General features: G+C 62.6%; 9 protein-coding genes. All 9 read right to left on the bottom strand.

Annotation, left to right across the window (positions count from 1 at the left end; translation table 11 throughout):
• Positions 1-61: 61 nt before the first annotated feature.
• Positions 62-1,345, bottom strand: coding sequence for a TRAP transporter large permease (locus EE36_RS02100; protein ID WP_005849002.1), 1,284 nt, complete (start codon positions 1,343-1,345; stop codon positions 62-64).
• Entirely contained in the window at positions 1,338-1,859 is a 522-nt protein-coding gene (locus EE36_RS02095) for a TRAP transporter small permease (protein ID WP_039911364.1), read from the bottom strand. Before EE36_RS02095 ends, EE36_RS02100 begins: the two co-directional genes overlap by 8 nt.
• 52 nt (positions 1,860-1,911) lie before the next feature.
• Positions 1,912-2,892: a TRAP transporter substrate-binding protein gene (locus EE36_RS02090; RefSeq protein ID WP_005849000.1), complete on the bottom strand. Its 981-nt coding sequence runs from the start codon at positions 2,890-2,892 to the stop codon at positions 1,912-1,914.
• Positions 2,893-2,980: 88 nt separating this feature from the next.
• A complete protein-coding gene (locus EE36_RS02085) occupies positions 2,981-3,862 on the bottom strand; it encodes an NAD(P)-dependent oxidoreductase (protein WP_005848998.1) in 882 nt (293 codons plus the stop codon).
• A 30-nt stretch (positions 3,863-3,892) separates the two neighbouring features.
• Complete coding sequence (locus EE36_RS02080; RefSeq protein WP_005848997.1) at positions 3,893-5,380, bottom strand: aldehyde dehydrogenase; 1,488 nt, start codon at positions 5,378-5,380, stop codon at positions 3,893-3,895.
• Between the two features lie 220 nt (positions 5,381-5,600).
• Positions 5,601-6,881 carry a surface lipoprotein assembly modifier gene (locus EE36_RS02075; protein ID WP_005848995.1) on the bottom strand — a complete coding sequence of 427 codons (1,281 nt, stop codon included), beginning with the start codon at positions 6,879-6,881 and terminating at the stop codon, positions 5,601-5,603.
• Positions 6,882-7,045: 164 nt separating this feature from the next.
• On the bottom strand, positions 7,046-8,038 hold the full coding sequence (locus tag EE36_RS02070; RefSeq protein ID WP_254655533.1) for a transferrin-binding protein-like solute binding protein: 993 nt from the start codon (positions 8,036-8,038) through the stop codon (positions 7,046-7,048).
• A 193-nt stretch (positions 8,039-8,231) separates the two neighbouring features.
• Entirely contained in the window at positions 8,232-13,094 is a 4,863-nt protein-coding gene (locus tag EE36_RS02065) for a cytochrome P450 (protein WP_005848992.1), read from the bottom strand.
• Between the two features lie 56 nt (positions 13,095-13,150).
• Positions 13,151-14,782 (bottom strand): hypothetical protein, encoded by a 1,632-nt coding sequence (locus EE36_RS02060; protein ID WP_005848991.1) that lies wholly within the window; start codon positions 14,780-14,782, stop codon positions 13,151-13,153.
• Positions 14,783-14,794: the final 12 nt, after the last annotated feature.

Raw genomic sequence — 14,794 nt, 5'->3', positions numbered from 1 at the left:
AGGCACGGTTAAATTGGGTTTTATCCTTGGCAAACAACCCGATATCAAAGGACAGTTCCCCCTAGAACCCGCTGAGCGTCGGCAACCACGTGGACAGCGCAGGGATAAAGGTGATCAACAGCAACGCCCCCATCAATGCGATAAAGAACGGTGGCATTTCCTTGATCAGGGCCGATGGCTTGATGTTCACCGCGGACGAGACGACAAAAATCAGGCTTCCCACCGGCGGTGTGGTCAGACCAAGGGTCAGGTTCACAATCACGATAATCGCGAAATGATCCGGGTCGATGCCAAGCGCAAAGCTGATCGGCGCAAGGATCGGCACAAGGATCATAACCCCGGGCAGCGGGTCCATGAACAGGCCAAAGACCAGCAACAGCGCATTCACCGCCAGCAAAAAGACAATCGGCGACAGATCCCAGGCAATGATCGTCTCTGCCAGAAACTGCGGCACGCCTTCGATGATCAACACCCAGGCAAAGGCCCGCGCCGCGCCAAGGATCAACAGCACCGCCCCCGACACCAGGGCCGCGCGCAGGATGATCGCGGGCAGATCCGCGACCCGCAGCGACCGGTAAATGAACATGCCGACGAACAGCGCGTAGAAGACCGCGATCACCGACGCCTCGGTCGGGGTGAACACACCAAAACGGATACCGCCGACGATCAGCACCACCAGCATCAGCGCGGGCAGCGCGTAAAGCGCGATCCGCGCGATCTCCGCCAAGGGGGGCATCGGCGCGCCGCTGGCATAACCGCGTTTGTGGCTGACCCGCGCATTGGCCAGCAACACCGCTGCGGTGATCAGGATACCCGGCAGCACACCCGCCATGAACAGCGACCCGACCGATACCTGCTGATCCTGCATGGCGTAGATAATCATCGTGATCGACGGCGGGATAATCGGCCCCACGACCGAGCTCGAGATGGTGAGCGCTCCGGCATAGGCACGGCCATAGCCGCCCTTCTCCATCATGCGGATCATCATCGTCCCCGGCCCCGCCGCATCGGCCAGCGCCGAGCCGGAGATCCCCGCGAACATGGCAGAGCTGACGACATTCGCATGACCCAAGCCCCCTTTCAGATGTCCCACCAGCGATTGTGCCAAGCGCAGCATCGCAAGGGTCACCGCCCCGCCGGTCATGATCTCCGCCGCGAGGATAAAGAACGGCACCGCCAGAAGCGGGAAACTATCAAGGCCCGAGAACATCTCTTTCACCACAACGAGGTTGGGGTAGGACGACCCGAAGCTCAGCGCGACAAAGACGGATATCGCCATCGCAAAGGCCACGGGCAGACCAAGGGCGAGCAATACGAAAAGCGCGGGAAAAAGGATCTCAGCCATTTGCGCCTCCGGGCAGCGGATCGGCGGTGGCCCCATCCATACGTTTATAATCCCCCGCCATGATGAAGGGGTGCGCAATCAGCAGCAGGTGGGCGATCAGCAGCGCAAACCCGACCGGAATCGCGGCGTAGACATACAGGAAGGGCATCCGCAGTGCGGGCGTCACCTGATACTGCATGCGCTGCGCATATTGGATGCCGACGTAGACCATGAATCCGAAAAAGACCAAAAGCCCCAAGGCAATTCCCGCCCGCAGCAGCTTTTGCCCCATGCTGGGCAGCGCATCCTGTAGGTTGGTGATCGCGACATGCCCGCCGGTGCGCAGCACAAGACCCGCGCCGCCAAAGGTCATCCAGATCATCAGATAGCGCGCCGCCTCGTCTGCCCAAGGCAGCGAATGGGCGGTCACATAGCGCAGGGTGATATTGGCACCGACGACCAGCGTCATTGCCGAAAGCATGAGGATCAGCGCCCAACCGTTCAACGCCACGAAAATGGTTTCCAGTCTCTTCACGGCTTCCCCTCGCCCGATGTCGCCGGCACCCGTTGGATGCCGGCGGTATTGCTCACTCGAAGTTTACGATCGAGTCGACCAGCTCTTGGCCGTAGGTGTCATAGTAGCCTTCATAGGCCGATTTGATCGACGCCTGAAACGCGGCTTTCTCTTCGGCGGACAGGGCGTTTACTTCCATGCCACGCTCTTTCAGCGTTTCCACACCCGAGGTTTCCACATTGTCGACATAGCCCCGCATCGCGGCAGCCGCTTCAGTTGCGGCTTTTTCCATCGCGGCTTTCTGATCGTCGTCAAGCCCGTCCCAGAAAGGTTTGGACACCAGCAGCATCGCGGGCGAATAGACGTGGCCCGACAGGGTCAGATATTTCTGAACTTCGTTCAGCTTGACCGAAACGATCACCGACAGCGGGTTTTCCTGACCGTCGATCACACCTTGCTGCAACGACGAAATCACCTCGGGCCATGCCATCGGCGTGGGGGCGGCCCCCATGGCGTCGAAGGCGGCGAGGTGCACGGGGTTTTCCATCGTGCGGATCTTCAGCCCTTCGACATCGGCAGGCGTGTGGATCGCGTTGCGGTTGTTGGTGATGTGGCGAAAGCCCTGTTCGCCCCATGCCAGACCGTGCAGGCCGACAGTGTCGAACTCGCCCAGAATTTCCTGACCGATGGGCCCGTCCAGCACAGCGCGGGCGTGGTCCAACCCGCTGAACAGGAACGGAATGTCAAAAACACCGGTGGAGGGGACGAAGTTCGCCAGCGTACCCGAGGACACGATTGTTGCCTCGATGGTGCCCAGTTGCAGCCCCTCGATCACTTCGCGTTCGCCGCCCAGACCCGAAGACGGGAAATGCTTGAAGCTGAACTGATCGCCGGTCTCCGCCAGCACCACCTCTTCGAATTTCTGCGCCGCGACGCCGTAGTGGCTGTCGGGGGCCAAAGCATAGCCGATCTTGATCTCGGTCTGCGCGGCGGCAGCACCCGCCAGCGCGACAAAGGCGCTTGCGGCCGCAAAATGTGTCAGATTGAATTTCATGGTAACCTCCCAGTAACCTTGTGGATGTGCTATCTAAACCCACCAAAGCTGACAAGATGCAGCCCTCGTGGCACCGCGCAACGCTGACTTAGCCCTGCGCGGATTTCCGGAACAACTTTACCAGCTCGGGCACATAGGCCTGACCATGCCCCGCCTCGACCGTTCGGGCGAGCGCGGCAGAGACGTTATCGGCGACGGTCTGTTGCGCCCCCGATGCGGTCGACATGGCACGGTAATAGTCGATGTCTTTTTGTGCATTGCTGACGAAAAAGGGCAGCCCTTCGCGGTCGCCTTGCGTGATATAGGGGGCAAGGCGGTCCAGCGCGACACTGGCCCCGCCGCCACCGGCCAGAACGTCCACGAACACCTGCGGATCGATCTGTGCATCGGCGGCCTGCGCTGCGGCCTCGGCCAGCAGGGTCATGAACCCGACCGACACATAATTATGCAGCAGCTTCAACCGGTGCCCGTGGCCAAGCGCACCGACGTGGTCGACCGTATCGGTAAAGCTTCCCAGCACGGGCCGGACCTTTTCCAGCACCGCGGCGTCACCCCCCACCAACAGGTTCAACGCCCCGTCATGGGCGTGTTTCGCCGTGCGCGTCATCGGCGCATCCAGATAGGCTCCGCCCGCGGCCTGCACCGCGTCGCCCATACGCAGGGTGCTGTCGGGCAGCGCGGTCGAACAATCGACAACCACCGCACCGGGTTTCAACGCCGACACCAGCCCGTGATCGCCGGTGACAATCGCCTCCACCTGAGGCGATCCGGTGACGCAGAGTATGATCACATCACTCACCGCCGCCAGCGCGGCAGGCGTGTCATACGCCACCGCGCCAAGGCCCGTAATCTCGTCTACCGGCTGGTTGCCGGGGTGATCCAGAAAGCCCAGTTCGAACTTGCCCTTGCGCAAGACGTTCCGCGCAATGCCGTGGCCCATCAGACCGACACCGATAATGCCAACTTTCATCGCGTTCCTCCCTTTGTCCCGCAGCGCGGTTTAATCCGCGTTGATCCAGATCGCTTTGGTGTCCAGATATTCTTCCAGATGCTCGGTCCCACCTTCGCGGCCATAACCCGACATCTTGACCCCGCCAAAGGGCACCGCTGGATCAATGGCGTGATACATATTCACCCAGACGGACCCTGCTTTCAGCCGATGGGCCAGCTTGTGCGCCGTCCCCAGATTGGTCGAGAATACACCAGCAGCCAGCCCATAGGGCGTGTCGTTGGCGCGGGTCACGACCTCGTCCAGATCATCGAACGGCAGCGCGGAAATCACGGGGCCGAAGATCTCTTCGCGGGCGATGCGCATGTCGTCGGTGACGCCGCCAAAAACGGTGGGCTGGATGAAATGCCCACCCTCCAGCGCCGCCCCTTCGGCGCGTTGCCCGCCGGTCAGAACCGTTGCGCCCTCGGCCGGACCGTCCGACAGGAAGCCGGCGATCCGTTCGGCCTGACGGGCCGAGATGATGGGTCCGATATCCGTGCCCTCATCAATCCCCTGCCCGATCTTCAGCCCCGCGGCAAACTCCGCCACACGACGGGTGAATTCGTCATGGATCTCGCGCGCCACAAACAACCGCGATCCGGCGATGCAGATCTGACCCGAATTGGCAAAGACCGACATGGCCGCGACCGGCACCGCCTTGTCGATATCCGCATCCTTGCAGACGATGACCGGCGATTTCCCCCCCAGCTCAAGCGAGACGCGTTTCAACGTGCCCGTTGCCGCGCGGGCAATCGCCTGACCGGTGGCCGTTGAACCGGTGAACACGATCTTGTCCACATCCGGATGCGCCGCCAGCGCGGCACCGGCATCGGCCCCCAATCCGGTCACCACATTCAGCACCCCGTCGGGCAGCCCCGCTTCTTGCATCAACCGCGCGATCATCAGCACGGTCAGCGACGCCTCCTCGGACGGTTTCAACACCACGGTGCAGCCGGTCGCCAGCGCGGGCGCGATCTTCCAGACGGAACCGGCGATTGGCGCATTCCACGGGATGATCGCCCCGACCACGCCCACGGGTTCACGCACGGTGGATGAATAAATCTCGCCGGGGAAGGAGTTCGGGATTGTCTGGCCGTGGATCATCACCGCCTGCCCCGCATAGAACCGCAACATCCCCAACACGCGACGGCTGTTGGCCAGCGTGCGCTGGATCGGCATCCCCATATCCAACGTGTCCGACAGACACAGGCGTTCCCATTCTGCCTCGAACTTGTCAGCGATGCGCAGCAGCAACGCCTGACGCTCGAACGGGGTGAACTTGGCCCAAGGCCCCTCGAACGCCGCGCGGGCGGATTTTACGGCGGCATCAATATCCGCCGCGCCCCCCTGCGGTACAGTCGCCAGCAAAGACCCGTTCGCCGGATTGCGCGCATCCATCTCTGCGCCCGATTGGGCCGGACACCATTTACCGTTGATGAACATCGGCCGAAAGCTGCCGTCATACAGCGCGCTCGCCAAAGCGTTCCAGTCTTTCATACGTGTCTCCCTTGCTTTGCAGACCACCGCGTATACGGCGTCTTTCTGCACCTCGGATCGAGGCGCCGCAAGGTAAGGTAGGCGAATTAATCCAACTTTTTGAAAGTTTTACGGCAATGGCATGCCCGAATGGCCCGCAAACCTGTGTTTTGTCAGGATATTCGGACCATCTCTTTTGTGTTTGCGGGAAGGGGCACCCCATCAGGCTGCCCGCCCCGCGTCAGAACTTGAGCGAGAGACTCGCCCCGATGTCGTGGCTGTCATAGTCGAACAACGCCACATTCGATTTCGCCCGCGTGTAGGTATAGGTGATGCGCGGCACGTATTTCCCGATCTGCACCTTGTTGTGCTGAACGGTGAAGGTGAGGCTGGTGGTGTCATCCTCGCGCGGGGTCGTGGTGCCGGGGAAGATGCCGTCGTATCTGTCCTGTTCGTATGCCAGTATCACGCCGGTCGAGAGACCCGATTTCCACTGTTTGTCGATCCCCATCGACACGCCGGTTTCATGGTGATCCAGATGCGCGCGCTGTGTCGTTTCGCGCAGCTGCGACAGGCCGAAGGATAGCCCGAGCGTCGGCGTCAACCGATGTTGGTACGAGACCGAGGCCCGCATCCGGTGCCCGTCCCGAAACGGGCTTTGGTCATAGGTCTGCCGATCAAACCGAAGCGCCCCCGACACCAGATCACGCGGACGCAGCTGATAGGCGCCGCGCAGCTCCGCCCCCCACCGTCGTCGCACGATGTCTGAATCAGAAAAGCTCAGCTCGGCAATCGGCCCGAAAGAGAACCGCCCTCGCTGCCCGCCACGAATGACATCGAACCGTGCGACGGCCGTGGTTTCCGTGTTCAGCGCGGAATCGTAGAATTTCGCATCCAGACTGGCCGTGCCCACGCCGGACCATCTTTCATTCCACTGCCAGCGCCGCCACGCAGTGCCGCCAATCGCCAGCCCCACCCCGGAAGACGCGCGCGACGCGGGGTTCAGCGTGAACGGCACCCCGCCAATCAGGATCTCCTGCTCGGCACTGCCGCGGGTCTGGTTCGACGACGGCAACAGCGCGAACCGCAGGGCAAAGCCGCCGGGCTTGCGCGAGCTATTGTTCAGGATAAAGGTCTGCAATCCGGCGCGCAGCTGTTCGTCGGCGGTTTCCGCGACCAACCGTTCCGCATGATAGCGCGCAGCGGTCACGTCACCGCGATAGGCCAGCAGCAGGGTCAGCTCTCGTCTTGCCGGTTCATAATCGGGCGCGATGCGCACCAGATCGCGAAACAGATCAACCGCCGCCGCAGGCTGGTTCTGGCGCATCAGGATTTGACCTTCCAGATAGGCCTGATGCAAGGGCCCGTTCGGATCCCCCTTGACCAACTGCGCCAGACTGGCCCGCGCGGCGTCATAGTTTCCCTGTTCCAGATAGTCCTGTGGCGTCGCGGCCTGCGCCTGTCCGGGCGATTGGCACGCCAAAAGAACGCCCATCAGGGCGGCAAAAAGCAAATGTTTCATGGATTAACCCTCAAGCAGTTAAATCGGCGTGAAACCTGAACTCTGCACTGCGTCTCCCACATGAAATAATGGGGAGACGCAGGCATGGCTTGAGGTCATGCCCACGCCCAGAGAAGCGGGACCCGTAATTTGATCGACGCTTCTCTATCCCGTTGTCGTCGACCTTAGTCGACTTTGTCGGCCGAGAAGTAGCCGTTCCCGTTCAGCGACCCGTCGTCAGCGCCGATACCAAATGTCAGCGCACCGGCAACCTGTTCGGCATTTGGCCCATAGAACGCACCGGAGTACGTCCCTTCGGCGCTATTGACGTCGATATCGCTGATGAAGTCCGCATCTGCCGTCAACGTCCCGGCAAAACCATTGTTGTCGAACGTGGTTTTATCCATCGCGATGGTCCCTTCAACGGCGTCACGTTCACCGTCTTCGGGGTCTTCGATGGTGGTGTTCCCGATGGTGCCCCAGATCTCGCCGGCGCCAAAGTCTGCCGTCATCGCGATCTCGCTACGCACCTTGTACCGGCTTTCGCTGTTCGATTCGAAGCCGCTGTTTGGCACAACATTGATCCGCGACCGGCCCGTATATTCGGCCTTTGGCAGATCTTTCAAATCTTCATCCGCCGTCTCGGTGCCAAAGATCGCAAAGGTACTGTCGCCGGAGACGTGACCTTCGGCGTTCTCGGACGACCGGAAAATCTGCACCACCTGGGCAAAGCCGTTGCCCGCCGTCAGCAGATCTTCAACCGGACCATTATAGTTGTAGACGCCCGCGAATTTCCCATCCACCTCGACCTCGTAGCCGTCACCTTCGCCATTCACGTCGGCAGGGGTGAACGCCAGCTCTTCGCCGTCGATGGTCACGGTCAGCGCGCCATCATCATTGCGCTTGATCGACGCGGTGACATCAGTCGTCGTGCTGGTTTCCCCGGTGTGATAGTTCAGGTTCTGCAAGGCGACGCCCACGGCGCGCGCGGTCAGTGTCTTGCCTGACGCAATGGCCGCACCGGCATCGACCGGATCACCGTCCTCGTCTGTCGCAAAGGTCCGTTTGGCCTGCGCCTCTTCGGTGATGTCTGTCACATCAATCACCTTGTCGACCCCGTTCGATGACCCGCAGGCCGCGACGCTCAGCGCCAGCGCGGTCGTTGTCATCAATTGCATGTAAAGTTTCATTTCAATGCCCTTTCTAAATAGCCCCAAGCGGGCGGGTGCCTGCCGAAATCGCAGCAGGTTAAGAAAGGTTAAAAATCGACCGTAAACGTACCGTAAATTTTTGCGCGGCGCTCCGTGAAAAAATCGTGAAAAAAGAATGCATCAGGCGGTTTTTCGTCGCTAAACGCTCAGAGGGCCTAACCTATAGTTGCGACAGATATGCCAGCGCCTGTTTGCTTGGCATAAAGAAGTAGCCCCCCGCCACCGTTCGGGTGAAATCCACCGGCGCAGGCTGCGCGACCCCCTCCCCTTCCGCGCGAGACATCGGGCACATATCCAGCGCCAGCGACTCCTCCGACCCCGGAATAATGAACGTATCACCCTTCTGTTTCGGCGTGATCAAAGGGTCCGGCCCATGCCGCCCACCGTGGAACCCGTCTGCGTTGATCCAGGTCTGCTGCACGAATTCGAACTGCCGTTCGATATTGGCGTTAAAGCACATAAAGAAGGTGCCTTCCTCTTCCTCAACCGGCGGTACGGTCTCGGTATCGCGCCGCACCCAGCCCGCGTCGATCAAGCCTGCGTCCTGCGGCGTGTCAAACGTGCTGCTATAGGTCCGGCCCCGCCGCAACAGCCGATGGCGGTTGTTGATCTGCAATGTGATCTCGTGACCGGGGCGGAAACTGTCGCGCGGGTTGGCGCGGCGGATATGCGACCCGATCGGGCAATACAGCCCCAAGGGGTCGTCCTCACCGTGGCGGAAGTCATTATCGGGGATCACCGGCCGCAGCAGATCGCGCGGTATGCCAAGGGGGCCGACTTCATGCTCAAGCTCTGACAAGGCATCGTTGAACGCGGCCCAGCCCTGCGTCGTCCAGATCGTCTCATCCATGCTCAGCCCGCCATGCACGCCCAAACGGCCGCGACCCCTTGGCGTATGTGTCCGGTCAAGGAACTGCTGCAGCGCAACAAGATGGCCGTCGGTCGCAGGGCGCTGGTCCGTCGCGGCTTGCAATGCCTTGAGGCGCAGCCCGACATAGCGCCGCACGACCGCGTGATAGCGCGCGCGGTTGCGCAGGCTGCGCGACACCGACGGGTTGCGCGCCAGTGAACTGCCGTCCGCCCACCGACCGATGATCTTGGCGGTGATCCATTGCTCCATCCAGATCTGCCGTGCATCCGGCCCCATAGGCACATCGCCATAGGGCGACTGATCCATTTGCCCGCGCTGCATATCCCCCAGCACGATATCCTTGTCGCCGGGCATGCGGTCGCCCTGCCGGATTCTGATGTCGGCCTGAATATCCTCGCGGATCGCATCCGCGATGCCCTTTTGCGGCAGATGTCGCGCCTCAAGCCCGCGCGCCTTGGCCGCCACAAACTCCTTCAGAGCCTTGTCATTGTGCAAGATCTGCCGCACCGCCAGAAAGCTCCCGCCGCGGCCAAAATCACGCTGGTCCCCCAGATGCAGCCGCCCAAAGCGCGGCACCAGATCCGTGACCGGCCGCTCGACCGCCGACAGCCCCTGCGCCGCCGGCGTATCGGCGGGCACGGTGATCGCCAGCGGCAGGTAGCCCCGGGAATCGGGATACCCCAGGATGAACTCCCCCGCGCTGACCACATCATCCGGCGCGGCCTTGCCTTTGGCAAAGGCCTGGGTGTGGCGCATGATCGGCTGCGAGATACCGTCACGCGTGCCGAATCCGTCGCTATGGACCAAACCGCGGCGTTGCAGATCCGCCCGCACGATGCTGTCCACCGCGATGCCATATTGCTCGAACATCACGGTCAGCGTGTCGTCGGTTGCCGCCTGCTCCAAAGGATCGCGGGCATAGGACAGCAGCAAAGCGTGCGCGGCGCCGTCGCTCCATCGCCAGCGGGCGGGATCGGCGGGCGTGCCCGCATCGCCCAACACCCGCGCCCGTGCCGCCATGCCGCTGGCAAAGGCATGGGGCAATGTCGCGCGCCCGTCGTGGGGCGTGTCGGGAAACCCCAGCAGCGACAGCCCGCCAGACGACAGGGCAATGAAATGCGCCGGATAATCGGGATAGGCGTCGCCAAAGCTCAGCCGCGCATCCCAAGGCGCACCGGGGGTCTCGGCATTGCGTGCCTCTTGCAGCAACTGCGCGATCAGGCGTTTGCCCCCCTGTCCCGTGTCAAAGCGCAGCACCCGCGCGGTCATCAACGGATGCCGCCCCAGCCCGTTGAACAGCAAGGTCTGCACCTGGTCCGTCTCGATCGCATCGGCGGGGCGCGGCGCGGTGTAGAATAGGGTGGCCCACGCGCGATATTCGTCATGGGTCAGCGCCCGCGCCAGCCCGTCGCGCACCAGCGCATTGGTGCGGATCATCCCAGTGGTCAGCTGCGGAAAGCGGCTGTACCAGACCTGCGTCTGCACCTGCTGGCGCCGCACCCAGCGTTTGAACCTGTCACCGTCCTGCGCCCCATTCAGAAAAAACCACCGGCTGCGCGGAAAACCCACGCAGTTGTTCCACGCCATCGTCTGGCCGCGGTGCACCTTGGTGATGAAATCCTCTAGGTAGCTTTCCCAGCTGCCGTCGTAATTGCCCTGAAAGATCAGCTTTTGACTGCCTTTGGGGCAGTACCAGCGCGCATAATGGATGGTGGCGAAATCGGTGACAAAGCCGGGGCGGAACCACAGGATTTTCATATATTTGATGATGTGGAACGCCAGCGCCGTGGTCAGCCGCCGCAGCAGCCCGGGCTTCAAGGCACTGACCGAGGTGATGTGGTTCTGCGCATAGCCGGGCAGATCCTCCATCGCTTGCACGGCGGCGACGTGATCATGAGGCGCATAGCGGTCATCCGGCGTCTCGTGCGTCTCGACCCGCCGCAACCATGCCAGCACCCCGCCCGCCACCGTGAGCGCCAGCAACAGCGGCACCATCCACAGCGAGACATAGACATCCGCCGCCTGCAGCAGACTGACAAGACCAAAGGCGACCAGTCCCACAGGCAGCACCAACGCCAGCAGCGCAAAGACCGCCAAGGGCTTCAGCCCCAGCCCCGCATATTTCGCGATAAACCCCCAGAAGGGGAAATCCTTGTGCCGCGAGAAGCGCGGATAGCGATGGGATGGGCGGTACAGCAGCGCCGCTTTCGCAGGGTCCTCCTGCATCTGGTTGCGGATATCGGCGACCAGATTGGCAGGGTCCGTAGTGCCCTCGGCTGCGCGCTGTCGCACCTGCGCCTCGGCCCAGTCATACAGGTTTCTCTCCTCCTCGATCTGGCGCACGGGCATATGTTCGGTGCCGTTGAAGTTCACCCCGATGGTGCCCCAGGGCTTGGTATCGGGGTGTAGCAAATGCGCGCGCACCGCCGCGATAAACCCGCCCTGCGCGTCTTTCAGAAACCGCAGCACTGTCGAACAGGGCGCGTCGATCCGTTGCGCCAGCCGCGCCAGCGCGTCCCGCGGCATGCCATCGGTGTTGAACTCTGCCAGCAGATGCGTGGGCCGCGCATCAAGCCGCGTCTCGGCCCCCAGATTGACCAGATTGAGGCTTGCGAAATGCACGATCCCCGTGCCCTCAAGCCCCTGCTTCAAATCCGATGTCTCCTCCTGCAACCCCGCCAAGACCGCGCGGAGCGCCTCGATATCCACCCCCTCTTTCAAGGGCACAGGCGCCACGATCGTCGACTGTGCAGCGTGGCCTTCCACCATGTCGAACCGCATCCGCAAGCGGCCCAGATAGGGGCCATAGAACTTTGGCCGCTCGGGCAGAAAGGCGATGCCGGGGCGCGACAGGATGATCTGGAATGCCTCGGTGATGATCTCATGGGCCATCTCGTGCCCCAGACAGTGATGCATCCCCAAACCAAAGGACAGATCCGGCAGCGCGGTGCCGTCCTTGGCCAGGAACCCTTCGCCGGGCATGAAGCGGTTGGGGTGTTTCACCACCCGCGGATCATGCAGGGCTTGCGCTGTTGCCAGAATGACCACGGCACCGGGTTTGATCCGCCGCAGCGCCTCGGGCAGGCCGTGGGTATCGCCGGCCTCTTTACGCAGGCGGAACTGGCCGGGAAAAAGCGACGGATTGAAGCGGGCGATCTCGAACAATATGTCACGCAGGGCCAAGCGGGCCTGCGGGTCGTCGGGGGAAGCTTCGGCCCGCGCGGCACAGCGCAGCGCCTGATGGAACTGGTCCGGCTTGCGGCGCATCTGGTCGAGTATCTTGCCCGCCGCAAGCGCGGTGGTGGGCACAAAGCCGGTGATCACCCCGAACAGGATCACCCGCACGGTGTCTTTATCCGACTGTTCCCAAACCGGTCCGCCATCGTCCTGCCGCGCGACCTGATCCATCAACCCTTGCAAGAACCCCGCCTGTACGGGGTCCGCCCGTTCGTCGGCGGACAGCTTGGCATAGGCGTCGATGCTGGCATCCAGCAGATCGCAGATGCGCTTGGCCCCGATCATCGCCTGCCGACGCACCGCAGGCGTGCCCGAGGGGTCGGCAAAGATCAGCGAGGAACATGCCGCCGAAAACGCGGCAAAGTTTTCCGCGCTCGGGGCCGCGATGCCAAAGGTCTTCAGACAGGCCTCTGCCGTGACGCGCATAAAGACATCGCGCGCCATGTCGATCTGCCCGCCGCTATCCTCCAGCAAAGCTTCGGTCACGCGGCGCACCACAGGGCGCACATGGGTCACCGGATCGATTCCCGCCCAAGGATCGCGCAAAATCGCCATCTGCGCGGCATGGGTCTGTGCGTCATCGCCCAAGGCAAAAACCGGCGGGCCTGCCATCTCTTCCATCTCGGGGCCAAAGGGCACGCCGAAAACATCGGGCCGATGCAATGCCGCGACAATATCGGCGTGGCGCGTGACAAAGTGATATGGCCCCAACCGCACCACCGGCGCAATCCGCTGCATCAGGCGCAGCCCGCCATGTTTCATCAGCCCTTGCGTGATCCGGCTACGCAGCTGTGCGACCCAACTGCCGTTCAGCGCATCAAGCGTGAAATGCCGCGTTCCCAGATCAGAGGGATGCGCCCGCTCCTCCGCCTGCGCTTGCCGGATACCAGCGTAGTTGTCTGCATATTTCGTCATGCGTCGGATGCCTTCTGCAAAGGCCCCTCGGGGGGTCACCAGCCGGCGCGCCGTACCTAGAACATCTCTTCAATCATACGTGCGTTCAGCGACCGGTCCGAAAAGGGAAGCCAGTTGATATAGCTGCGGTTGAAACGGGGCTCGAACTCGTACAACTCGCGCTTGGCACGCGCCACGGCGTCGGGGCGGCCCATGCGGTGCAGCGCCAAGACCTTGACCATATGGGCGTACCAATAGGCGGGGCGCAGCAACAAGGCGTGATCCGCGTGCTGCAATGCGGCCGACAGATCACCCGCCAGCAGCGCGGCAAGGGCTGTCTCCCCCTCGAAACAAAAGCGCTGCGGGTGGTGGGGCGACAGGCGAATCGCGTGTTCCAGCGCCTCCAGCGCCGCCAGGGGGTTGCCATCATAGGCCAGATTCGTGCCGCGCTGGTCATGGGCAAAGGCCAGCGAGGGGCACAGCCGGATCGCCTCGTCCGTGTAATGCACAGCCGCCGTCTTGTTGCCCAGCCAACATTCCGCACAGCCCGCGATCCAATAGCCCCGCCCGTCCGACACATCCAGCTTGATCGCCTTTTGCGCCTGTCGCCGCGCCAGCTTGATGTCACGCGGATCGGCGCGGCAGGTCCAGACCCGCCACAGCGTGGTCAGCGCAAGATAGACATGCGCCTCTACATGACCGGGGTTGCGCGCGATGATATCCTCGAAGATCGCCTGCGCCTTCTCGAAATCCTCGGGGGTGAGGCGGTTGATATGCCAGCGCCCCTGCCACACCAGCGCCTCGTCGCTTTGTGCCGGCCGCGACTGGGACCGCTGTTCGTAGGATTGCGCCAACGCACAGCTGAAATTCCCCGCCACCTCGATCGCCATATCCCGCGCGACGGCGGCAAACCCCGCCCCGATATCGGCAGCATCGGCCAGCGGCGCGGTAAATTGCGCACGTTTCACCGATTGCCCCGTGGTCAGATGCGTTAGCTCCACCATCAAGACCAACCGCCCGCCGCTCTGGCGCAACTGGCCGGTCACCACGTAATTCGCCGTCGCAGGCCGCGCGGCACCGGCGGCGCTGCGGCCACTGTGCACGGCCCAATCCATAAAGCTGATCCAACGATGCCGCGCCAGCTGGTCCAACACCTGCTCTGCCAGCTCTTGCGCCTGAGGGGTCAGCGGCTCGGCACTGGCAAAGGGCATGAGCGTCACACAGGGCACATCCAGCGGCGGGGCGAAGTCAACCTCTGATGGGTCGGGACCGCTCTGCGAGGTCTCTAGCTGGCGAGACCAAAAGGCGCGCTGATCGCGCAGCCAGTTGTCGAACTCAGGGTCCCTGATATCAAGCCCTTCAAGAAACTCCGCCTGCCCCGGCAACCGCTGCGCCACCGACGAAAGCTCAAGCACATCTACCGCGACCTCGCTCAGCGACAGCGTGACCGTGGTGCGATCCGCCTCCAGCACATCGCCCATCGGGGCAAGCGCACGGCGCAGGGCAGACAGCGTCTGGCGCAGGCTGGCCGCACCCTCACGCTCTCCGCGTTCGCTCCATAGCTTGTATTGCAACCAACGTCTTTCGCGCCTGCCACCGGGGGCGACCGCCAACATCGCCAGCACAGCGCGCGCCTTCTTCGAGGTGATGGTGACACGTGACCCATCGGTGCGCCGCAAATCGAACGGCCCGATGACATTTAGCTGCAATCCTAGAGTTTT

It is taken from the genome of Sulfitobacter sp. EE-36 (assembly GCF_000152605.1).
Classification (GTDB): domain Bacteria; phylum Pseudomonadota; class Alphaproteobacteria; order Rhodobacterales; family Rhodobacteraceae; genus Sulfitobacter; species Sulfitobacter pontiacus.
This window is presented reverse-complemented; position numbering and strand designations above follow the sequence as displayed.

Excerpts from the sequence above, each read along its gene's own strand:
- EE36_RS02090 (WP_005849000.1), bottom strand. The coding sequence starts at position 2,892 with ATGAAATTCAATCTGACACATTTTGCGGCCGCAAGCGCCTTTGTCGCG.
- EE36_RS02070 (WP_254655533.1), bottom strand. The coding sequence starts at position 8,038 with ATGCAATTGATGACAACGACCGCGCTGGCGCTGAGCGTCGCGGCCTGC.
- EE36_RS02085 (WP_005848998.1), bottom strand. The coding sequence starts at position 3,862 with ATGAAAGTTGGCATTATCGGTGTCGGTCTGATGGGCCACGGCATTGCG.
- EE36_RS02080 (WP_005848997.1), bottom strand. The coding sequence starts at position 5,380 with ATGAAAGACTGGAACGCTTTGGCGAGCGCGCTGTATGACGGCAGCTTT.
- EE36_RS02100 (WP_005849002.1), bottom strand. The coding sequence starts at position 1,345 with ATGGCTGAGATCCTTTTTCCCGCGCTTTTCGTATTGCTCGCCCTTGGT.
- EE36_RS02065 (WP_005848992.1), bottom strand. The coding sequence starts at position 13,094 with ATGACGAAATATGCAGACAACTACGCTGGTATCCGGCAAGCGCAGGCG.
- EE36_RS02075 (WP_005848995.1), bottom strand. The coding sequence starts at position 6,881 with ATGAAACATTTGCTTTTTGCCGCCCTGATGGGCGTTCTTTTGGCGTGC.